The sequence below is a fragment of the Caballeronia cordobensis genome, from assembly GCF_001544575.2.
GTDB classification, from domain to species: Bacteria; Pseudomonadota; Gammaproteobacteria; order Burkholderiales; family Burkholderiaceae; genus Caballeronia; species Caballeronia cordobensis.
The window spans coordinates 43,361-63,218 of the sequence record NZ_FCNY02000009.1 but is presented as its reverse complement, the minus strand read 5'-3'; the positions used below and the strand labels follow the sequence as shown (position 1 = coordinate 63,218).

Here is a 19,858-nt window from a genome sequence, read left to right as displayed (position 1 = left end):
CGGTTCAATGCGCATCCGACGACGGCGGCGCGGTCGTGATCGGCTTCGCGAAGAACACCGTCGCGAGGCCGACGAGAAAACACAGCGCGAGCACGTAGAAGCAGTCGGCGAACGTCAGCACGAGCGCTTCGCGCATCACGAGCGCATGCAGCGAGGCGAGTCCCGCTTGCGACGCGTTCAGCGCATCGCCCGCGACGGACGCGAGATGGGCGGAGCTGCGCGACAACAGATCGTCGATGACCGGGCGGCCGATCGTCACGTTCTCGTTCAGGCGCAGGTAGTGCAGATTGAGACGGTCGTTGAGCATCGTCGCGCTGACCGCAATGCCGATCGCGCCGCCGAGATTGCGCATCAGATTGAACAGACCGCTGGCCGATTTGAGCCGCGACGGCGGCAGCGAGCCGAGCGCCATCGTCACGATGGGCGGCACGGCGAATTGCTGGCCGATGCCGCGCAGCGCTTGCGGCAGAAGGAATTCTTGCCAGCCCCAGTCGTGCGTCAGCGGCGTATAGAGATAACAGCCCGCGCCGAAGCAGATCAGACCGAAGGCGAGCAGCACGCGCATGTCGAAGTAGCGCGTCGCGAAGCCATAAAAGCCGATGGCGATCAACTGAAAACAGCCGACGGAAAGCAGCGCGAGACCCGTATGCAGCGAATCGAAACCGCGCACGCGGGCGAGAAACACGGGCGTCAGAAACACCGAGACGAAAATGCCGATGCCCGTCACGAACGAAAGCAGACTGCCGATCGCGAAGTTGCGCACCGCGAGCGCGCGCAGATCGACAACCGGATCTTTCGCCGTGAACGCGTGCACGAGAAAGAGAAAGCCGCAAATCCCGGAGATCCATGCACACGCGATGATCGCGTCGTCGCCGAACCAGTTCTTGCGCGGCCCTTCTTCGAGCACGTACTCCAGACAGCCGAGAAAGCCGGACATCAGCGCGATGCCGAGATAGTCGCCCTTCTTCAGCAACGCAAGATTCGGCTCGTCGATATGCACGTACTTCGGCACGAGTACCGCCACGACGAGACCGGGCACGACGTTCAGATAGAACAGCCAATGCCACGACCACTGATCCGTGATCCATCCGCCGATCACCGGGCCGACCGCGGGCGCGAGCGAGGCCAGCGCGCCGATGGTCGTCGATGCGATCAGCCGCTGCTTGCCGGGAAAGAGCACGAAGGCCGTCGTGAACACGGTCGGAATCATCGCGGCGCCGAGCGCGCCCTGCATGCCGCGAAAGAGGATCATCGAATTGATGTCCCATGCCATGCCGCACAACATGCTCGTGATCGTGAAGCCGACCGCCGAAGCGACGAAGAGCCAGCGCGTGGACATCACTTTGGAGAGCCAGCCCGACATCGGAATGACGAGGATTTCCGCGATCAGATACGAGGTCTGCACCCAGGACAGCTCGTCCTGGCTCGCGGACAGGCCGCCGCCGATATCCTTCAGCGACGACGCGACGATCTGGATATCGAGCGTCGCCATGAAGAAGCCCAGGCACATGAGCGCGAAGGCGAACACGCGCTGCTTGATCGGCTGTGAGGCGGGATCGGAGGGAATCGTGTGAGTCATGGCCGCGCTCCTCAGCCGTTCGCCTGTTTGCGCAGATGCACCTTGACGGTCGCGGACAGGCCCGGCCTCAGCACGGATTCCATGCCCTTCGGCACATCGAGACGGATGCGCACGGGCACGCGCTGCACGATCTTCGTGAAGTTGCCGGTCGCGTTCTCGGCGGGCAGCACGCTGAAGGTCGCGCCGGTCGCGGGGGCGAGGCTTTCGACGCGGCCGGTGAGCGGCACGCTCGACGCATCGAGTTCGACATCGGCCTCGTCGCCGGGGCGCATTTTCCTGAGCTGATCCTCCTTGAAGTTGGCGTCGATCCACAGTCCGGTCGAGGGGATGATCGTCAGAAGCGAGGTGCCGACGTTCGCGAGCACGCCGACGCGCGCCGTGCGGTTGCCCACGTAGCCATCGACGGGCGAGCGGATCGTCGTGTATTCGACGTTCAGTTCCGCGACGCGCCGCGCGGCCTCGGCGGTCGCGACACGCGCCTCGGCATCCGCGATCTGCGCTTCGATCACGCTCAACTGGCGTTTCGCCGCGACGAGCGACGCGCCGCTGCGATCGACCGCCGCCTGCGCCTTCGTGTAGTCCGCATCCGCGCGTTCGACGATCTGATTCGACACCGCATCGTCCTTCACCAGTTCGCGATAGCGCACGCGATCCTGCCCGCTGCGCGTGAGTTCCGCCGACGACGCGCGCACTTCCGCCTGCTGCTGATTGATCACGGCGGCCTGCAGCGCGTCCTTCGCCTGCAGTTCGGCCACGGCCGCACGCGCGCTCGACACTTCCGCGTTCGCCTGCGCGAGACGCGCGTCGTAGTCGCGCGCGTCGAGGCGGATCAGCACTTGCCCCGCCTTCACGCGCTGGTTGTCCTGCACGAGCACGTCGGTGACGAAGCCGTTGACCTTCGGTGCGAGCACGGTGACGTCGCCGCCGACATAGGCGTCGTCGGTCGTCTGGACGAAGCGCAGCACGAGCGCCCAATACGAGGCGGCGGCGATCAACACCAGTCCGATCAGCCCGAGCGCGAGCAGCATCCAGGGAATTCGCCGCGCCGGCCTCGTGAGAGCCGGCGCCGCCACCGATGGCATTTCCGTCGTAGGAGTCGTCATTGAGCTTGTTTGTGCATATGCACATATTAAATTGGAAAAAGGGCAACCTGCGTTGCCCGTCATAGCCCGGAAGACTAGATGTGCATATACACCATGTCAACCGTCATGGCGCACACGAGACAATAACGCTGGTGGAAAGAATCGCGCAAAGCCGCGCCGGATAAGGCTTCGCCTCAGTCTTGCCGGAGCGTGGCGAGCGGCGCCCGGTCGGGCGGCGCGAGTTCATCGGCGCAAAAACGCACCGCGTGATCGACGAACGCGCGCACCTTGGCCGGCACCAGCGCGCGCGAACTGTAGGCAATGCGGATCTCGATCGCGGCATCGACGCGCTCGTAAGCGTCGAGCAGCGTGACGAGCCGCCCCGCCGCGATCTCGCTCTGAACGAGCGCCGCGGGCAGCACGCCGATGCCGAAGCCTTGCAACACCATGTCGCGATTGAAGAGCGCGCTGTTCGACGAGATATCGTGATTCACCGGCACGCGCACGTCCTCGCCACCGATGCGAAACGTCAGCACCGGCTTGCGGATGGACGGCGACATCGGCACGAAATGATGATCGACGAGTTCGGACGGATGGCGCGGCGCGGCATGTTGCGCGAGATACGCGGGACTCGCGACGAGCACGAGCGGAATGGTTTCGAGCAGGCGCGTAACGGGCGTATCGGTGGACAGCATGAACGGCAGCACGAGCGCGAGATCGTAGCCTTCGCCGACGAGATCCACGGGCCGTTCGGTCAGCGTGACGTCAAGGCCGACGTGCGGATGCGCGCGCCTGAAGCTCGCGACGAGCGGCGTGTAGCGGCTCGTCATGGCGGTCGTATGCGCGACGAGCCGCAGGAGGCCGGTCGCTTCGCTCGCGCGATGCGAGGCGCGCTCTTCCATCGCCTGGAGTTCGTCGAGCACGCGCGAGCAATCCGCGAAGAAGCGCTCCGCGGTTTCGGTGAGCGAGATTTGCCGCGTCGTCCGATTGAAAAGCCGGCTGCCGAGCCGCGTTTCGAGCCCCGCGATGGCCCGCGACACGACCGGCGGCGACAAGCCGAGTATGTCGGCTGCGCGCGCGAAGCTCTTGGCTTCGACCACGGTGCAGAACACCTTCAGGCTCGTCAGATAATCCATGTGCGTGTCGAGAATCGCGCGATGCGTGCCGGGAAAGCCCCGATGATGGCATGAAGCCGCCGCATTCGCACGTTGAGACGATCGCGCGGTTTTACGAGCCGCGCGAGCATTCACGCGCAAGCCGTGCGCGCCTAAAGTTCACCCATGCCATCGAGATGGCCAACCACTGAACGAAGGAGCACACCATGTCCCGTCTTTCCCAGATCAACGTCAACGAAGCAACCGGCGCCGCCGCCGATCTTTTCGCCGCCATCAAGAAGGCCGCGGGCAAGGTGCCGAACGCGTACGCGACCATCGGCACGCATAGCCCGGCCGCGCTCGGCGCAGCACTTCAAGGCGACGCGATTCTCGCGAAGAGCAGCCTCGACAAGGCCGATGTCGAAGCGATCAAGCTCGCCGTGAGCGAACTCGTGGGCTGTGAATACTGTGCCGCCGCGCACACGCTGGTGGGCAAGATGGTCGGGCTGTCGCAACTGGAAACGCAGCAGATCCGCGCAGGCGAAGCCACCGGCAACGCAAAGCGCGACGCGCTCGTGCGCTTCGTGCGGCATCTCACGGGAACGACGGGCACGATCGACGCGGCGCGTCTAGACGAAGTGCGCGAAGCGGGTTATTCGGAAGCGCAGGTCATCGACACGCTGTTCGCGATGAGCGTCATCAACTTCACGAATCTGGTGAATCGCGTGAATGACACGACGCTCGATTTTCCGAAGCTCGCTTAAGGCTTCGGCGGGCCTTTAGTGATCCGGTCGATGACGGTGGAAACGATATCGACCGGCACCGGAAAGACGATCGTCGAATTCTTGTCGCCGGCGATCGTCGTCAGGGTTTGCAGGTAGCGCAGTTGCATCGCCTGCGGTTGCTGCGCGAGCATCTGCGCCGCCTGCAGGAGCTTCTCCGAGGCCTGCAATTCCCCTTCCGCGTGAATGATCTTCGCACGCCGCTCGCGCTCCGCTTCGGCCTGACGGGCGATCGCGCGAATCATCGTCTCGTTGATGTCGACGTCCTTGATCTCCACGTTCGATACCTTGATGCCCCACGCGTCGGTCTGCGAATCCAGCACGCGCTGGATGTCGCTGTTCAGGCGCTCGCGCTCGGACAGCAGTTCGTCGAGCTCGTGCTTGCCGAGAATCGCGCGCAAGGTGGTTTGCGAAAGCTGGCTCGTCGCTTCGAGAAAGCGCGCGACCTGAATCACCGCTCGCTCCGGATCGACGACGCGAAAGTACACGACCGCGTTCACCTTCACCGACACGTTGTCGCGCGTGATGACGTCCTGCGGCGGCACGTCGAACACGACGGTGCGCAAGTCCATCCGCACGACCTGCTGCACGACCGGAATGATCAGCACGAGCCCCGGTCCTTTCACTTTCCAGAAGCGCCCGAGCATGAACACGACGCCGCGCTCGTACTCGCGAAAGATGCGCACCGCCGACGCCACGATGAAGATCGCGAGCGCGATCAGAATGCCGCTGAAACCGAAAGTAAGCCCCATTTTTCAAGCCTCGTTGTGAATGTGTTCGTCGATGGCCTCGACCGTCAGTGTCAGCCCATGCCGCGACAGCACCCGCACGCGCGCGCCTTCCTGCGGCAACGCGCACGACGCGGCCGCCTCCACGCGCCATCGCTCGCCGTGCACGCGCGCCCAGCCGCCTTCGGCTTCATGCGCGAGCATCACGCCGATACTGCCGCGCAGCGCCTCTTCGCCGCTCACGACGGGACGCCTGCGCGCCTTCAACGCGACGCCCGACACCGTGAAAACGAACAGCGCGGTGAACAGCGCAAGCCCGACCACGACGCCGACCGGCACGCCGAAGCCCGGCACGTCGGTATCGATCAGCATGAGCGCGCCGATTGCGAACGCGATGATCCCGCCGATGCCGAGCGAGCCGAACGTCGGCAGAAACATTTCCGCGACGAGAAAGCCGAGACCGAGCACGATCAGTCCCAGTCCGACGAAATTGATCGGCAGGAGTTGCAGCGCGAACAAGCCGACGAGCAGGCAGATCGCGCCGGCGACGCCCGGCAGCACCATGCCGGGATTGGCGAACTCGAAGAAAAGCCCATACATGCCGATCATCATCAGGATGAGCGCGACGCTCGGGTCCGTGATGGTCGCGAGAAAGCGGCTGCGCCAGTCGGGTTGCAGCACGACGAGCGGCGCGTTCTTCGTCGCGAGGACGTGTTCGCCGCTCGCCGTCTTGATGCGGCGGCCGTCGAGCCTGGCGAGCAGATCGGGCACGTCGGCGGCGGTCAGATCGATGACTTTCTGCTCCAGCGCTTCCGTCGCCGACAGCGCGACCGCTTCGCGCACCGCGCGCTCGGCCCATTGCACGTTGCGCCCGCGCAATTGGGCGAGGCCGCGGATATAGGCCGAGGCGTCCTGCATCTGCTTGCGCGTTTCGGTCGATTGCGCGTCGGCGTTCGACGCGGACTTGCCCTCGCGATCCGCGCCGCCGCCGCCGCCGCCGCCGCCACCGATTCCCAACTGCACGGGCGAGGCCGCGCCGAGGTTCGTGCCGGGGGCCATCGCCGCGATGTGGCTCGCATAGGTGATGTACGTGCCCGCGCTCGCCGCGCGCGCGCCGCTCGGCGCGATGAACGCGGCCACCGGCACCGGCGAAGCAAGGATCGCCTGGATGATCGAGCGCATCGAAAGATCGAGGCCGCCGGGCGTGTCGAGTTCGAGCACCGCGAGCTGCGCGTGCTCCTCGGCGGCGCGGGCGAGCGAGCGCACGACGAAATCCGCGCTCGCCGGGCCGATCGCGCCTTTCAGCGGAATCACGGCGACCGGGGCCGTCGCGGCGGCGCTCACGGGCGCGAATGCGATCAGCCAGCAGAGCCATCGGACGCAGCGCCACAGCCAGGTTTTCATCGGCAAAACCGCAAGCGCGCGCCGCGGTTCCTCGTTTTCGGTCTCTCTTTCAGCTTAGGCCAATTACGCGATCACGGCCGACGCGTCGTGCGGTCGATGACCTTTTCGACATCGGCCGTTTCGCCGAGCGCGGACACGAAGCGCGCGGTGTCGAAATCGCGCGATACGCAGCCGTCGAGATAGATGAAGCGGCGTTGCAGCGTCAGCCACAGGCTCGTTTTCTCGCGCCATTGCAGCGACGCGTTCAGCGAAGCGAGCCGCCGCGTGACGCTCTGCGCAATTTCCTTGTCGTAGTCGTAACTGTTCGAGAGACGGCAGCGGCCGGCGATCCAGCAGCTATTGCCGCGCTCGATGCGGTAATGCGCTTCGTCCAGCCATTCCCGTTCGGTTTCGAACGGGCCGAGCGGCGCGGGGCAAGCGGCGATGGCGCTCGATACGTGCAGGAAAGGATCGTTGCCGCGGTTTTCGCGCGTGTCGTCGGCGTGAGCGGCAATCGCGACCGCAAGGAGCATCGCGGATGCGGATTGTCTTATCGAAAGCGTTTCGGTCATCGGGAGCGTCTTTCGTGGAACCATCGTCCACAACAGGATAGTTCATCGAACCGCAACGGTTCGGCGCGCAAGGAAGCCGGTAAACTCATGAACGTGGCGCCCACCTTTCCCGGAACTTACCGACATGAAACAGGCACTCCACCATCTGACGGTCGCGACAGGCTCGCGCGGCCTGCACGAAGTCACGCCCGACATCGATCACTGGATCGATCTTCAGAATATCCGCACCGGCCTGCTCACCCTCTTTTGCCGGCATACGTCGGCCTCCCTGCTGATCCAGGAGAACGCCGATCCCGACGTGCGCGCCGATTTAGAGCGCTATTTCGAATCGGTCGCGCCGGAAGCGCCCGGTCGATACGTGCACGACACCGAAGGCCCCGACGACATGCCCGCGCATCTGCGCACCGCGCTGACAACCGTCCAGCTTTCGATTCCGGTCGAGGCGGGCCGGATGGTGCTCGGCACGTGGCAAGGCATTTACGTCTTCGAGCATCGGACGGCGCCGCATCACCGCGAACTCGTCTTGCATCTGATCGGCGAGTGACCTAATATACGCACCGCGTATATTTTCGGAGCGGTGACGATGACCCAGCAGCAGACCCTTCTTCGCGACGCGATGCGGCGTCTGAACATGACGCGCGATTCGTTCGCGTCGCGCATCGGCGTATCGCGCCGCGCGCTCGACACCTGGCTGCTGCCGGACGAGTCGCCCGAGTCGCGCGCCATGCCGGAAATCGCGGGCCGCTATGTCGGCGAAATTCTGTCGGGTATGCCGGAAAACGGCGGATCTACGCAAAGCGCATATCCTGCTATCGACTTCGAAGGCCGGCCGCAGTTGCTCTCCATCGGCCAGTTTTCGCGCGAATCGGCCGAGGCGCTGTTCCGCACGGCCGACATGATGCAGCCGATCGCGCGGCGCAAGAAAATCACGCGCGTGCTCGAAGGCGCCGTGCTCGCCAACCTCTTCTTCGAAGCCAGCACGCGCACCCGCGTGAGTTTCGGCGCGGCGTTCGCGCGGCTCGGCGGATCGGTGTGCGACACGACGGGCTTCACGTTTTCGTCGATGGCGAAGGGCGAATCGATCTACGACACGAGCCGCGTGATCAGCGGTTACGCCGACGCGATCGTCGTGCGGCATCCGGAGCAAGGCTCGGTCGCCGAGTTTGCGCGCGCGACCAACATTCCCGTGATCAACGCCGGCGACGGCCCCGGCGAGCATCCGAGCCAGGCGCTGCTCGATCTTTATACGATCCAGCGCGAGTTTTCGCGTCTCGGGAAGATCGTCGACGGCGCGCATATCGCGATGGTCGGCGATCTCAAGTACGGGCGCACCGTGCATTCCCTCGCCAAGCTGCTTTCGCTCTACAAGGGGCTCAAGTTCACGCTCGTGTCGCCGCGTTCGCTGGAGATGCCGACGCATATCGTCGAGCGGATCGCGCGCGGCGATCACGTGATCGAACAAACGAGCAACTTGCGCGCGGGCCTCGCGGGCGCGGACGTGGTCTATGCCACGCGCATTCAGAAAGAGCGTTTCGCCGACGAGTCGATCGAAGGCTACACGCCGGATTTCCAGATCAATCAGGCGCTCGTGGACGACGCGTGCGGCCGCGATACGCTTATCATGCATCCCCTGCCGCGCGACAGCCGCCCCGGCGCGAACGATCTCGCAACCGATCTGAATCACGACTCGCGGCTCGCGATCTTTCGCCAGACCGACAACGGTATCGCGGTGCGCATGGCGATTTTCGCGGTGCTGCTGGGCGTCGAGCATCAGGTGCAGCATTCGATGCGCGACGCGGCGTGGAAATCGCCTGCATCGATCGGCCCGGACGATGCCGTCTTCCACGGCTTCGATTGATACGTTTTTTACACGCCGCGCCTGTTTCTTGGCACGTCATTGATGAAAGCCGGCCTATGCTTCTACTCAAGGAAAACATGATGGAGCAACGGCCATGGACATGTCGCTTGCGTGGGCTGTCAGCCGCAGAAAATTACAGGATGAAGGTTTCGGCGCATGCCAGCGCGTACGCATTCTGGCCGTCGCGCATTTCGCCGACGGCGAGGCCTCTCGGGAACGCATACGCGCGCTGTTTCATTCGCCCCTCGGCATCTATGTGAGTCAGGCGCAGCGTGAAGGCTGCGACCTGCGGCTCGAATTCGATACGGCCAGCGAAGATCTCGCGTTCACGCTGCGCACATTGAAACGCGTGCTGCCCGAAGCGCGCGTGGAAGTAATCGCGCCGCGCGTGTTTGCGCATCGGCTGCCTGCGCGCGACGCGGGGTGACAGCTCATGCCGCGGTGGGAGGTTCGGTGCCGTTAGGATTCTCGAGAATCCAGACGGAATAGGGTTTCAGCTCCTTGAACTCCTCGTCGCTGAGTTCCCACGTGTCGGGGTCCAGCGCGATGCCGCGGTTGATCGCCTCTTCTTCCTCGTCGGTTGGAAGAATGAGTCCGTTAAATGTTTGATGTTCCATACTTGCGTATTTCCCTTTTGTTTGCGCGGCGCAGGCTGATGATGCGCAGCGCGTTGTGTCTCCGCGTGAGGACCACGCAGAACGTGCGGCCGCGAAGCGGTACATAGGCCACTTCGCGAACCTCTCTATAATCGCGACGTTTGTCGATCTTCAACACGACGTCATTCCAGACGATCTCTTTCGCAAGATCGAGCGACACGCCATGCTGAAGACGATTGATCGCGTCCTTCAACGGGTCAAACGTAATGTCGAAGAGCATTCATTGTGGTTCCCAGAAGATGAAGTGACAAGGCGCGAAATTCCGAAATGCATGCACTTGATGCGCATTCCGAAGCAATCGCGTCACTTCATTCTTCTGGAAGCGTCACGGCTTTTCTATAGACCGATCGGCCAGCGAGCACGTGTGATCCTGAAGCTCCTCCGACGAAGCCCAGTTGCCCGGCTGCACGTGATCGTTGAGCAGGATGAACACAGGCGCGCCGTCGCCGCGGGTCGCGCCCGCGAGCAATAGCGTCTGCTCGCCCATCGTCTGGCCGCGGCTCGCGGCGTAGGGCGCGAGGAGCTTGAAGGGATCGGTATGCGTGAGGTCGGCGTCGTCGATGCGCATTGCGCTGTAGACGTGACCGCGCAGGCGCACCGGCAGCGGCGCCCAGTCCGTGCCGATCGTCGGTCCCAGTTCGCGAAGCGTCTGCGCGACGTCGTGCGCGAGGCAATCGATATGAATGTGAAACTGATTTTGCGTGCGCCCGCTCGCGGAATTGATGGCCAGCGACACTTCATCGCGCGGCAAGGTGCGACGCAGCGCGCGGTTCACGTAGCCGCGCGCGTTCCACGCATCGCGAAAGTAGTTGGGCGCATTCGGCTCCAGCAATTCCGGGCTTTCGATGCCGCTCACGCGCGCGGTCGGAATCAGCAGATATTGCGCGATGCCGACGAGATCCTTCAGCACCGCATAACCGCCCGCTAGATTCACGTCCGCGCATTTCTGCTGCACGCGCGCCCCTTCGGCGGCGGGCTCGCAATAGTCATGGACGATCTCCCACAACGCATTCGGATTGGCCGCGCAGGCGAGCGGCAGAAAAAGCGCGGCGAGCGCCGGGAGGAAGCGGAGTTTTTTCGAGGTTTTCATCGGCATGATCCGGCGATGCAAAAGGCTTGAGCCTGCCGGATTATGCTTGCAAGCGCGTGAAAGTGCCGGAATGCGGCACAGCCTCGCGCCGCACCGCGCAAGGCCATGCCGACCGACACAATCAGGCCGTTTCCGCGCGATTCACCGGATGCGGTTCCTTCAGCTTGTTCGCAACGCGCGCCGCCTCGAAGTACGACGCGTTCGGCGGACGCTTCAGATATTGCCCCGCGCCGCGCTCCGCACGCAGATCGCCGTTGGCCCACGCGTGCGCGCCGCGCGTGAGCGTGTGCGTTGCGACGCCCTGCACCGTCATGCCCTCGAACACGTTGAAATCCACGTTCTGATGATGCGTCTTCACGGAAATCGTGCGCGTCGCGCTCGGGTCCCATACGACGAGGTCCGCGTCCGCGCCCACCTGAACCGCGCCTTTTCGCGGATAGAGATTGAAGATCTGCGCGGCGTTCGTCGATGTCACGCGCACGAACTCATTCGGCGTGAGACGTCCCATGTTCACGCCGTGATGCCACAGCACCGCCATGCGATCTTCCACGCCGCCGCAGCCGTTCGGGATTCGGGTGAAATCCTCGCGGCCCATTGCTTTCTGCGACGCGCAGAACACGCAATGATCGGTGGCGGTCGTGTGCAATTGCCCTGATTGCAGACCGCGCCACAACGCCTCGCGATGCTCGCTCGTGCGAAACGGCGGGCTCATCACATGTGCGGCGGCGCGCGTCCAGTCGGGATCGCGATAGACCGATTCATCGATCACGAGATGGCCCGGCAGTACTTCGCCGAACACGCGCAACCCGTCGTTGCGTGCTTTCGCGATGACATCGACGGCATCTTTCGCCGACACATGCACGATGTAGAGCGGCACGCCGAGCACCTGCGCGATGCGGATCGCGCGATTGGCCGCCTCGCCTTCCACTTCGGGCGGACGCGACAGCGGATGCGCCTCCGGTCCCGTGAAGCCTTTGGCCAGCAATTGCTTCTGCAACTGAAAGACGAGCTCGCCGTTTTCCGCGTGCACGGTCGGCAGCGCGCCGAGTTCGAGCGAGCGCGTGAAGCTGTTCACGAGCACTTCGTCGTCGGCCATGATGGCGTTCTTGTAGGCCATGAAGTGCTTGAAGCTCGACACGCCGTGTTCGTGGACGAGCAGGCCCATGTCGCGATGCACGGAGTCGTCCCACCACGTCACCGCGACGTGAAAACCGTAATCCGCCGAGGCCTTTTCCGCCCAGCCGCGCCATTCCCTGAAGGCGTCCATCAGGGGTTGCTTCGGGCTCGGAATCACGAAGTCGATGATGCTCGTCGTGCCGCCCGACAGGCCCGCTGCCGTGCCGGTGTAGAAGTCGTCGCTGGCGGTGGTGCCCATGAAGGGCAGTTCCATATGCGTATGCGGATCGATGCCGCCGGGCATGATGTATTGGCCGCCGGCGTCGATGGTTTTTGTGTTTGGATCGGGTTTCAGGTCCTGGGCGATGGCCAGGATGGTGCCGCCTTCCTGGGGCTCTGCGCAGAGGACGTCGGCGCGGTAGGTGCGGTCTGCGTCGATGATGGTGCCACCGCGGATTAGTGTGGGCATTTTTTGGTTCCTCCTGTTTGGGTTCTGCTTGCGCTTGCTTTGCGCTTGCTTTTGCGTTTGCGTGAAATCCTGTTTTCTTGTCGGTCTATTGGCTCTGCCCCTCCCCGGGGCGGGGGTAACTTTCTTTGCTGCTGCAAAGAAAGTCACCAAAGAAAGCAGCTTTCTCACCGCCCGCGGTCACACGCACGTTGACCACTCCTCTCCTCGGGGAACGGTCCTCGCCTAAAGAGTGCCCTCAAAGGCCCAATCGGGCTTGGATCGCGCACGGTCCGTCACACCGCGCCACTCAATGTGTTGGTACAGCCATTTCAAGTTCCAGCCCGCTTCGCGGCCGACGGGTCAATCGGGTATGCGTGGGTTTCCCTTGCATACCCAGCGGCAGCGCGTAGCGCTGTGCCGAAGCTATTTCGTGCTGAACCCGCGCCCCTTGCGCACTAGCTCGTCAGACCGTGCGCGATCCAAGCCCGGTACGGCAACGAGAACACTCGCTACTCCGGGTTCCATTCAGCCAATCGCCTGTGCCGCGGCCGGCGTGAAGTGCTTAGGCTGGGGAGAGCTGCTTTCTTTGCCTACTTTCTTTGCAGCAGCAAAGAAAGTAGGTGCCGCCCCGCACAGGGGCAGTGCTAATAGACCGACACGAATACGGGATCCGGCGACAGTCAAAACCTCAAGCACTCAACACCCCCGCTCTGGAACTCCCCCGCAACTTCATCCAAGACCCATAAACCACAGCAGCAATCACAAGCCCGACAAACCACGCATACGTATAGATCGCATTAAAAACCCCCGGCACCCCCGAAAACGAAGCAGGAAACGCCGTATGCAAGAACCCCGGCAAATTCGGCAACACGCCAGCCAGCAAAGCAACGACAGCCGCAACATTCCATCCATTGCTATACGAATACTCGCCGTCTTCGGCAAAAAGCTCCCGATGATCGAGCCGCGTGCCGCGAATAAAAAAGTAATCCACCATCATGATCCCCGCGACCGGCCCGAGCAGCGCCGAATACCCGACGAGCCACGTAAAGATATAACCCTGCGTCGTCGCGAGAATCTTCCACGGCATCATGACGATAGCGATCGTCGCCGTGATCATGCCGCCCGCGCGATAAGAAATCCCCTTCGGCCAAAGGCTAGAAAAATCATAAGCAGGTCCGACAAGATTGGCCGCAAGATTGCAGCACATCGTGTCGAGCGTCAGAATCAGCAACGCAATGCCCACGCCGATGCCGGTCATGCGGCTAGTGAGATCGATCGGGTCCCAGATGGCCTTGCCATAGATCACCACCGTCGCCGAAGTCACGACGACCGAGATCACGGAAAGCAAGGCCATGGGCACCGGCAAGCCGATCGACTGGCCGATCATCTGGTCGCGCTGCGAACGCGCAAAGCGCGTGAAGTCGGGAATGTTGAGCGCGAGCGTCGCCCAGAAACCGACCATCGCAGTGAGACCCGGCCAGAACGTCGCCCAGAAAAGGCCCTCCTTCTTGCCGCCCGCCACGAACTGCGACGGCGCCGAAAGCATCGAGCCGAGGCCGCCCGCTTTCGTCGTCGCCCACCAGACGAGCGCGACGCACATCACGACCTTGATCGGCGCGGACCAGCTTTCGAGCCAGCGGATCGAATCCGTGCCGTGCCAGATGAAGTACAACTGCAAGGCCCAGAACAGGAGAAAGCACGCGAGCTGCCCCACCGATATGCCGATGAACGGCAGCGCCGCGCCGTGCAACGCATTGCCGGTGAGGATATTCAGGAGCGTATAGATCGCGCTGCCGCCCAGCCACGTCTGAATGCCGTACCAGCCGCACGCGACGATCGCGCGCAGCAACGCCGGCAGCTTCGCGCCCTGCGTGCCGAACGACGAACGAACCAGCACCGCATACGGAATGCCATGCTTCGCGCCCGCATGACCGATCAGCAGCATCGGCACGAGCACGATCACGTTGCCGAGCAGAACCGTCATCACCGCCTGCCACGGCGACATGCCCTGATCGGTGAGCCCCGCGGCCAGCATGTACGACGCGATGTTCATCACCATGCCGACCCACAGCGCCGCGAAGTGATACCACTTCCACGTGCGCTGCGCGGGACCGGTCGGCGCGAGATCGTCGTTATACAGGCTGCTGGACTCGACATCGTGCGCTGTCTGCTTCATGGATTGCACTCCGGTTGAGTAAGCAATTTATGCGGCTTTCGCGGGCTCTTCTGCATCGACGCGCGCGGGATTGTTCGGATGCGTGGTCCAGTTCGCGTACTCGCCCGCATCGACGCGTTCCATCGTGATGCATTGCTCGACCGGGCACACATGCATGCACAGATTGCAGCCGACGCATTCGGCATCCACCACTTCGAAATGACGCCTGCCTTCCTTCTCCTTCAGGATCGCCTGATGCGACGTGTCCTCGCACGCGATATGACACAGCCCGCACTTGATGCACTTGTCCTGATCGATGCGCGCCTTGATGTCGTACTTGAGATTGAGGTTCTTCCAGTCCGTGACATTCGCCACGGCGCGGCCGCGAATGGCATCGAGCGTCGCGTAACCTTTTTCGTCCATCCAGTTCGAGAGGCCATCGGCGAGATCGGACACGATGCGAAAGCCGTAGTGCATCGCCGCCGTGCACACCTGCACGCTGCCCGCGCCGAGCACCATGAACTCGGCGGCGTCGCGCCAAGACGAAATGCCGCCGATGCCCGATATCGGCAAGTTCGGCGTCTCCGGATCGCGCGCGATTTCCGCAACCATGTTGAGCGCGATCGGCTTCACGGCAGGGCCGCAATAGCCGCCGTGCGTGCCCTTGCCGTCGACGGTCGGCATCGGCGCCATCTGATCGAGATCGACCGCGACGATCGAGTTGATCGTGTTGATGAGCGACACGCCGTCCGCGCCGCCCTTGAACGCGGCGCGCGAGCCCATGCGGATATCGCTGATATTCGGCGTCAGCTTCACGAGGCACGGCAGCTTCGTGCCCTCCTTCACCCAGCGCGTGACCATCTCGACATACTCGGGCACCTGTCCAACAGCCGCGCCCATGCCGCGCTCGCTCATGCCGTGCGGACAGCCGAAGTTCAGTTCGACGGCGTCCGCGCCCGTGTCTTCCACCTGGCGGAGAATCCACTTCCAGTCGTGCTCGTTGCACGGCACCATCAGCGAGACGATCAGCGCGCGATCGGGCCAGTCGCGCTTGACCTGTTCGATTTCGCGCAGGTTCACGTCGAGCGGACGATCGGTGATCAGCTCGATGTTGTTCAGCCCGGCGATACGCTGCCCGTTCCATTGCACCGCGCCGTAACGCGAGCTCACGTTGACGACGTGCGGATCGAGCCCGAGCGTCTTCCACACCACGCCGCCCCAGCCCGCCTCGAATGCGCGGTTGACGTTGTACGCTTTGTCGGTCGGCGGCGCGGACGCGAGCCAGAAAGGATTCGGCGAGGTAATGCCGGCGATTTTGCAAGTCAGATCGGCCATGTCGTTTGTCTCCTTTTGACGTCAGGCGGCTTTGATCGCAGTGAGCTCGAACGACGCGTCGATGGACGCCGCCGCGAGCTTGCCGTCCTGCACGGCCTGCACGGTGAGATCGAGTCCTTCATGCGTCGCGCAATCGCCGCCGGCCCACACTTTCGCAAGCGTCGTCTGACGGTTCTCATCGGTGACGATGCGTCCGCCATCGAGCGTCAATAGCGCCTTGTCGATGCCGACCGCCACGAGCGTCTGACCGATGGCCTTCAGCACCATGTCCGCGTCGGTCACGAAGCGCTCGCCGTTGCGTTCGAACTCGACGCCCGTGACGTGTCCGTCATCGCCAATCAAACGCACGGGCTTCGCATGCGTGACAATCGTCACGCCTTGGGTCTGCGCGAACTCGCGCTCGGCCCACGTCGCGCTCATGTCTTCGACGCCGCGCCGATACGCCATCGTCACGCTCGCAGCGCCGAGCTTGGCGGCCTGCACGCACGCATCGACAGCCGTGTTGCCGCCGCCGATCACGACGACGCGACGCCCGACCGGCACGCTCGCGAGATCATCGGCCTGACGCACGCGTTCGATGAAATCGACCGCGTTCATCACGCCATCGAGCGATTCGCCCTGGAGCGCCAGTTCGCGCACGCCCGCGAGTCCGAACGCGATGAACACCGCGTCGTATTGCTTGCGCAACTCGTCGAGCGTGAAGTCGCGGCCCAGCGACTGATTCGCCCTGATCTCGATGCCGCCAATCGAGTAAAGCCATTCGATCTCGCGCTGCGCGTAGTCCTCCACCGTCTTATACGCCGCGATGCCGTATTCGTTGAGGCCGCCCGGCTTCGCGCGCGCATCGAAGATCACCGCGCCATGTCCGGCCAACGCAAGCCGGTACGCGCACGCCAGCCCCGCCGGTCCCGCGCCGACGATCGCAACGCGCCTGCCCGTTTCCGGCGCGCGTTTGAACAACGGCTCGCCTTTCGCCATCGCCGCATCGGTTGCATGACGCTGCAATGCGCCGATCTTCACGGCTTCATCGCCGGGATGATTGCGCACGCAACTTCCTTCGCAAAGAATCTCGGTCGGACACACGCGCGCGCACATGCCGCCGAGCGGATTCGCCGAGAGAATATCGACGGCCGCGCCTTTCAGATTGCCGTGGCCGATCTTGCGGATGAACGCGGGGATATCGATTTGCGTCGGACAGGCCTGCACGCAGGGCGCGTCGTAGCAGTAGTGACAACGGCTCGCGGCGGCAGCGGCGGCGGTGGCGTCGAGCAGAGGCGCGACGTCCGAGAACTCGCACGCGAGCTGTTCCTGCGTCAGGCGATGGCTCGCGATATCGCCGATTGCTTTCATGGTCATGCGCGTTCCTTTTTTTTCAGGCGTGGGGGTGCCTTTCGTCCGCGCGTGGGAACGCGGACGGCGGGAATACGACAGAGGAAAATACCGCTTATGAAGCCGGTTCCGACGCGCGCTCCAGCATCGCGTGCAAGAGTACGTTCGCGCCCGCTTCGATCCACGCTTCGGTGGCGTCTTCGATTTCGTTATGACTGATGCCGTCGACGCAGGGCACGAACACCATCGACGTCGGCGCGACCTGCGCGAGATAGCACGCATCGTGGCCCGCGCCCGACACCATGTCGCGATGCGAATAGCCGAAGCGCCCGGCCGCCGCGCGCACGGACTGCACGCAGGCCGAATCGAACTTCACGGGCTCGTAGTAAAAGATCTGTTCGAGCTCGGTCGAAAGCCCGATCTCGCCCGCGATGCGCGCGACGCCTTCGCGCAGCGCGGCGTCCATGCGCGCGAGCACGGCATCGTCGGGATGACGGAAATCGACGGTGAAGAACACGCGCCCCGGAATCACGTTGCGCGAGTTCGGATGCACCTGCATCATGCCGACCGTCGCGCAGGCGAGCGGCGCATGATCGAGGCCGATGCGGTTCACGAGATCGACGACGCGCGACGCGCCCAGCAGCGCATCCTTGCGGCGCGGCATGGGCGTAGGGCCCGCGTGCGCCTCCTGGCCCGTCAGCGTGATCTCGTACCAGCGCTGGCCCTGCGCATCGGTGACGACGCCGATGGTCTTGTCCTCGGCCTCGAGAATCGGCCCTTGCTCGATGTGCAGTTCGAACGCCGCATGCAGCTTGCGTCCGCCGCACGGCACGTCGCCCGCATAGCCGATGCGCTCGAGTTCGTCGCGGATCGTTTTTCCATCGACGTCCTTGCGCGACAGGCCGTAGTCGAGCGAGAACACGCCCGCGAACACGCCGGATGCGACCATCGCGGGCGCGAATCGCGAGCCTTCCTCGTTGGTCCAGATGACGACTTCGACCGGATGCTCCGTCTCGATGCCGCGGTCGTTGAGCGTGCGGATCACTTCGAGTCCGCCGAGCACGCCGTAGATGCCGTCGAAGCGCCCGCCCGTCGGCTGTGAATCCGCGTGCGAGCCGGTCATCACGGGCAGCGCGTCGGGATTGCGGCCCGCGCGGCGCATGAACACGTTGCCCATCTGATCGACGCTCACCGTGCAGCCCGCTTCCTTCGCCCAGCCGACGATGAGATCGCGGCCTTCCCTGTCGAGATCCGTGAGCGCGAGACGGCAGACGCCGCCCTTCGGCGTCGCGCCGATTTTCGCCATCGTCATGAGGCTGTCCCATAGACGCCGGCCATTCACTCTGATGGACGTATCGAGACCCGCCTCTCTGATTGCATCCGTTACCACGTTCATGCGCCTCGCTCCTTACGATCGGACTTCGTATGTGAGTGACTTCGTTTCGTGCATGCCGGGCGCTGGCGGTGCAAGTCCGCGCGCGCACGGTGCATGAATTCTGTTATGCGATGAATGATGCGAACGACACGCTTCTTCTTCGATGCGAGCGCTTTTCAAATCCTGTCCAGTTGGACAGGTTGTAGCCGATTAAAATAAGCAAATCAACGTCTTTCGTGTGCGGGCAAACACGGAACGGACCAAGCGATTAACGTGCCATTGCAATGCAGCATCGGCCGGTGCTGGATTCGGCGGCTTTTACGTCGCGATGCAGCGCCGCGTGCATCGACGGCGCGATTCAGGCACGATGCGGCTCACATGCACAAGAATTCGACGATGAGACACGACGACGACGCCGGCGGCATCACCGAAAACGGGAACGCGCCGCCCTTGCGAAGGCGCAAGGCGCAGATTCGCGAGAGCAACGAAGCGCAGCTTCTGGCGTGCGCCGAGGAGGTGTTCGCGGAAAAAGGACTGGAAGGCGCGAGCACCGCGATGATCGCGGAACGCGCCGGCTTGCCGAAAGCCAATCTGCACTACTACTTCCCGACCAAGCTCGCGCTCTATCGCCGCGTGCTCGAAGATCTGTTCGAAGACTGGCATCGCGCGGCGGATACCTTCGAATGCAGCGACGATCCCGTCGAAGCAATCGGCGGATATGTGCGCGCGAAAATGGCGCTGTCGCGGCGCAGGCCGCTCGGCTCGAAAGTATGGGCGAGCGAGATCATCCACGGCGCGCATCACATGCAGGACATTCTCAACGAGCGCGTGAAGCCGTGGCTCGAAACGCGCGTGACCGTCATCGAAAGCTGGATCGCGCGCGGGCTGCTCGCGCCGGTCGAGCCGGATACGTTCATGTTCATGATCTGGGCGATCACGCAGCATTACGCCGATTTCGATGCGCAGATCCGCGCGCTCAAAGGCAAGCGCGCGCTGACGCGCAAGGCTTTCGATGAACAGACGGAGGAAGTCGTGCGCCTCGTGCTGCGCGCGTGCGGCGCGGTTTCGCCGCGCGTCGAAGAGAAAACGGACGCTGAATAAAAAACGCCGGCCCCTCGATAGCGGCCGGCGTTCGCTTTACTGCCTAATGCATACTGCCTGATGCTTACTGCGGTATTGCTGTACTGCTTTCACTGCGGTATTGCCAACTGCCGTACTGCCTGCTGCTTTTCTCGCAAGTACTGCTTTCTGCTGACGTCTACTGCAACCACTACCG

19 protein-coding genes are annotated in these 19,858 nt (G+C 63.5%); 5 read left to right on the top strand and 14 right to left on the bottom strand.

All coding sequences use genetic code 11. From position 1 onward, the window contains the following. Positions 1-4 precede the first annotated feature (4 nt). From AWB70_RS18495 to AWB70_RS18485, 3 genes are all read right to left on the bottom strand, one after another. A complete protein-coding gene (locus AWB70_RS18495) occupies positions 5-1,579 on the bottom strand; it encodes a DHA2 family efflux MFS transporter permease subunit (protein ID WP_014251128.1) in 1,575 nt (524 codons plus the stop codon). 11 nt (positions 1,580-1,590) lie between these two features. Further along, the gene (locus AWB70_RS18490) at positions 1,591-2,682 is read right to left on the bottom strand and encodes an HlyD family secretion protein (protein ID WP_053569604.1); all 1,092 of its coding nucleotides are present in this window, start codon (positions 2,680-2,682) and stop codon (positions 1,591-1,593) included. A gap of 173 nt (positions 2,683-2,855) precedes the next feature. Next, the gene (locus tag AWB70_RS18485; protein WP_053569605.1) at positions 2,856-3,797 is read right to left on the bottom strand and encodes a LysR family transcriptional regulator; all 942 of its coding nucleotides are present in this window, start codon (positions 3,795-3,797) and stop codon (positions 2,856-2,858) included. Positions 3,798-3,982: 185 nt separating this feature from the next. Between AWB70_RS18485 and AWB70_RS18480 the strand changes: the two genes are divergently transcribed. Next, a complete protein-coding gene (locus AWB70_RS18480; RefSeq protein WP_014251131.1) occupies positions 3,983-4,519 on the top strand; it encodes a carboxymuconolactone decarboxylase family protein in 537 nt (178 codons plus the stop codon). On the opposite strand, the gene AWB70_RS18475 is transcribed toward AWB70_RS18480, so the two are convergent. From AWB70_RS18475 to AWB70_RS18465, 3 genes are all read right to left on the bottom strand, one after another. Then, positions 4,516-5,289 carry a slipin family protein gene (locus tag AWB70_RS18475; protein WP_014251132.1) on the bottom strand — a complete coding sequence of 258 codons (774 nt, stop codon included), beginning with the start codon at positions 5,287-5,289 and terminating at the stop codon, positions 4,516-4,518. The two genes, AWB70_RS18480 and AWB70_RS18475, sit on opposite strands and share 4 nt — an antisense overlap. A gap of 3 nt (positions 5,290-5,292) precedes the next feature. Then, positions 5,293-6,669 carry an NfeD family protein gene (locus AWB70_RS18470; protein WP_053569606.1) on the bottom strand — a complete coding sequence of 459 codons (1,377 nt, stop codon included), beginning with the start codon at positions 6,667-6,669 and terminating at the stop codon, positions 5,293-5,295. A 71-nt stretch (positions 6,670-6,740) separates the two neighbouring features. Beyond that, positions 6,741-7,220 carry a hypothetical protein gene (locus AWB70_RS18465; RefSeq protein ID WP_053569607.1) on the bottom strand — a complete coding sequence of 160 codons (480 nt, stop codon included), beginning with the start codon at positions 7,218-7,220 and terminating at the stop codon, positions 6,741-6,743. A 124-nt stretch (positions 7,221-7,344) separates the two neighbouring features. Here AWB70_RS18465 and AWB70_RS18460 point away from each other — a divergent pair, with 124 nt between their 5' ends. From AWB70_RS18460 to AWB70_RS18450, 3 genes are all read left to right on the top strand, one after another. After that, complete coding sequence (locus AWB70_RS18460) at positions 7,345-7,764, top strand: secondary thiamine-phosphate synthase enzyme YjbQ (protein ID WP_014251135.1); 420 nt, start codon at positions 7,345-7,347, stop codon at positions 7,762-7,764. A gap of 39 nt (positions 7,765-7,803) precedes the next feature. Then, positions 7,804-9,078: an aspartate carbamoyltransferase gene (locus AWB70_RS18455; protein ID WP_053569608.1), complete on the top strand. Its 1,275-nt coding sequence runs from the start codon at positions 7,804-7,806 to the stop codon at positions 9,076-9,078. A gap of 94 nt (positions 9,079-9,172) precedes the next feature. Further along, positions 9,173-9,505, top strand: a complete 333-nt coding sequence (locus tag AWB70_RS18450) for a hypothetical protein (protein WP_014251137.1) — start codon at positions 9,173-9,175, stop codon at positions 9,503-9,505. 4 nt (positions 9,506-9,509) lie between these two features. Here AWB70_RS18450 and AWB70_RS18445 read toward each other — a convergent pair whose 3' ends face one another. The 8 genes from AWB70_RS18445 to AWB70_RS18405 form a co-directional block, all read right to left on the bottom strand. Further along, positions 9,510-9,695: a hypothetical protein gene (locus AWB70_RS18445; protein WP_014251138.1), complete on the bottom strand. Its 186-nt coding sequence runs from the start codon at positions 9,693-9,695 to the stop codon at positions 9,510-9,512. Continuing rightward, entirely contained in the window at positions 9,676-9,954 is a 279-nt protein-coding gene (locus AWB70_RS18440) for a BrnT family toxin (RefSeq protein WP_053569609.1), read from the bottom strand. Before AWB70_RS18440 ends, AWB70_RS18445 begins: the two co-directional genes overlap by 20 nt. 105 nt (positions 9,955-10,059) lie before the next feature. After that, positions 10,060-10,824 carry a CDP-diacylglycerol diphosphatase gene (locus AWB70_RS18435; protein ID WP_233387928.1) on the bottom strand — a complete coding sequence of 255 codons (765 nt, stop codon included), beginning with the start codon at positions 10,822-10,824 and terminating at the stop codon, positions 10,060-10,062. A 121-nt stretch (positions 10,825-10,945) separates the two neighbouring features. Continuing rightward, positions 10,946-12,409: a dihydropyrimidinase gene (gene hydA / locus AWB70_RS18430; protein ID WP_053569611.1), complete on the bottom strand. Its 1,464-nt coding sequence runs from the start codon at positions 12,407-12,409 to the stop codon at positions 10,946-10,948. 667 nt (positions 12,410-13,076) lie between these two features. After that, entirely contained in the window at positions 13,077-14,564 is a 1,488-nt protein-coding gene (locus AWB70_RS18420) for an NCS1 family nucleobase:cation symporter-1 (protein WP_053569612.1), read from the bottom strand. A gap of 27 nt (positions 14,565-14,591) precedes the next feature. Further along, entirely contained in the window at positions 14,592-15,878 is a 1,287-nt protein-coding gene (gene preA, locus AWB70_RS18415; RefSeq protein ID WP_053569613.1) for an NAD-dependent dihydropyrimidine dehydrogenase subunit PreA, read from the bottom strand. A gap of 21 nt (positions 15,879-15,899) precedes the next feature. Continuing rightward, positions 15,900-17,234: an NAD(P)-dependent oxidoreductase gene (locus AWB70_RS18410; protein ID WP_053569614.1), complete on the bottom strand. Its 1,335-nt coding sequence runs from the start codon at positions 17,232-17,234 to the stop codon at positions 15,900-15,902. Positions 17,235-17,322: 88 nt separating this feature from the next. Then, the gene (locus AWB70_RS18405) at positions 17,323-18,603 is read right to left on the bottom strand and encodes a Zn-dependent hydrolase (RefSeq protein WP_053569615.1); all 1,281 of its coding nucleotides are present in this window, start codon (positions 18,601-18,603) and stop codon (positions 17,323-17,325) included. A 375-nt stretch (positions 18,604-18,978) separates the two neighbouring features. On the opposite strand from AWB70_RS18405, the gene AWB70_RS18400 reads away from it, so the two are divergent. After that, positions 18,979-19,683 (top strand): TetR/AcrR family transcriptional regulator, encoded by a 705-nt coding sequence (locus AWB70_RS18400; protein WP_053569866.1) that lies wholly within the window; start codon positions 18,979-18,981, stop codon positions 19,681-19,683. Positions 19,684-19,858: the final 175 nt, after the last annotated feature.

Coding starts and splice junctions, on each gene's coding strand:
- AWB70_RS18495 (WP_014251128.1), bottom strand. CDS start 1,579: ATGACTCACACGATTCCCTCCGATCCCGCCTCACAGCCGATCAAGCAG.
- AWB70_RS18490 (WP_053569604.1), bottom strand. CDS start 2,682: ATGACGACTCCTACGACGGAAATGCCATCGGTGGCGGCGCCGGCTCTC.
- AWB70_RS18485 (WP_053569605.1), bottom strand. CDS start 3,797: ATGGATTATCTGACGAGCCTGAAGGTGTTCTGCACCGTGGTCGAAGCC.
- AWB70_RS18480 (WP_014251131.1), top strand. CDS start 3,983: ATGTCCCGTCTTTCCCAGATCAACGTCAACGAAGCAACCGGCGCCGCC.
- AWB70_RS18475 (WP_014251132.1), bottom strand. CDS start 5,289: ATGGGGCTTACTTTCGGTTTCAGCGGCATTCTGATCGCGCTCGCGATC.
- AWB70_RS18470 (WP_053569606.1), bottom strand. CDS start 6,669: ATGAAAACCTGGCTGTGGCGCTGCGTCCGATGGCTCTGCTGGCTGATC.
- AWB70_RS18465 (WP_053569607.1), bottom strand. CDS start 7,220: ATGACCGAAACGCTTTCGATAAGACAATCCGCATCCGCGATGCTCCTT.
- AWB70_RS18460 (WP_014251135.1), top strand. CDS start 7,345: ATGAAACAGGCACTCCACCATCTGACGGTCGCGACAGGCTCGCGCGGC.
- AWB70_RS18455 (WP_053569608.1), top strand. CDS start 7,804: ATGACCCAGCAGCAGACCCTTCTTCGCGACGCGATGCGGCGTCTGAAC.
- AWB70_RS18450 (WP_014251137.1), top strand. CDS start 9,173: ATGGACATGTCGCTTGCGTGGGCTGTCAGCCGCAGAAAATTACAGGAT.
- AWB70_RS18445 (WP_014251138.1), bottom strand. CDS start 9,695: ATGGAACATCAAACATTTAACGGACTCATTCTTCCAACCGACGAGGAA.
- AWB70_RS18440 (WP_053569609.1), bottom strand. CDS start 9,954: ATGCTCTTCGACATTACGTTTGACCCGTTGAAGGACGCGATCAATCGT.
- AWB70_RS18435 (WP_233387928.1), bottom strand. CDS start 10,824: ATGAAAACCTCGAAAAAACTCCGCTTCCTCCCGGCGCTCGCCGCGCTT.
- hydA (WP_053569611.1), bottom strand. CDS start 12,409: ATGCCCACACTAATCCGCGGTGGCACCATCATCGACGCAGACCGCACC.
- AWB70_RS18420 (WP_053569612.1), bottom strand. CDS start 14,564: ATGAAGCAGACAGCGCACGATGTCGAGTCCAGCAGCCTGTATAACGAC.
- preA (WP_053569613.1), bottom strand. CDS start 15,878: ATGGCCGATCTGACTTGCAAAATCGCCGGCATTACCTCGCCGAATCCT.
- AWB70_RS18410 (WP_053569614.1), bottom strand. CDS start 17,234: ATGACCATGAAAGCAATCGGCGATATCGCGAGCCATCGCCTGACGCAG.
- AWB70_RS18405 (WP_053569615.1), bottom strand. CDS start 18,603: ATGAACGTGGTAACGGATGCAATCAGAGAGGCGGGTCTCGATACGTCC.
- AWB70_RS18400 (WP_053569866.1), top strand. CDS start 18,979: ATGAGACACGACGACGACGCCGGCGGCATCACCGAAAACGGGAACGCG.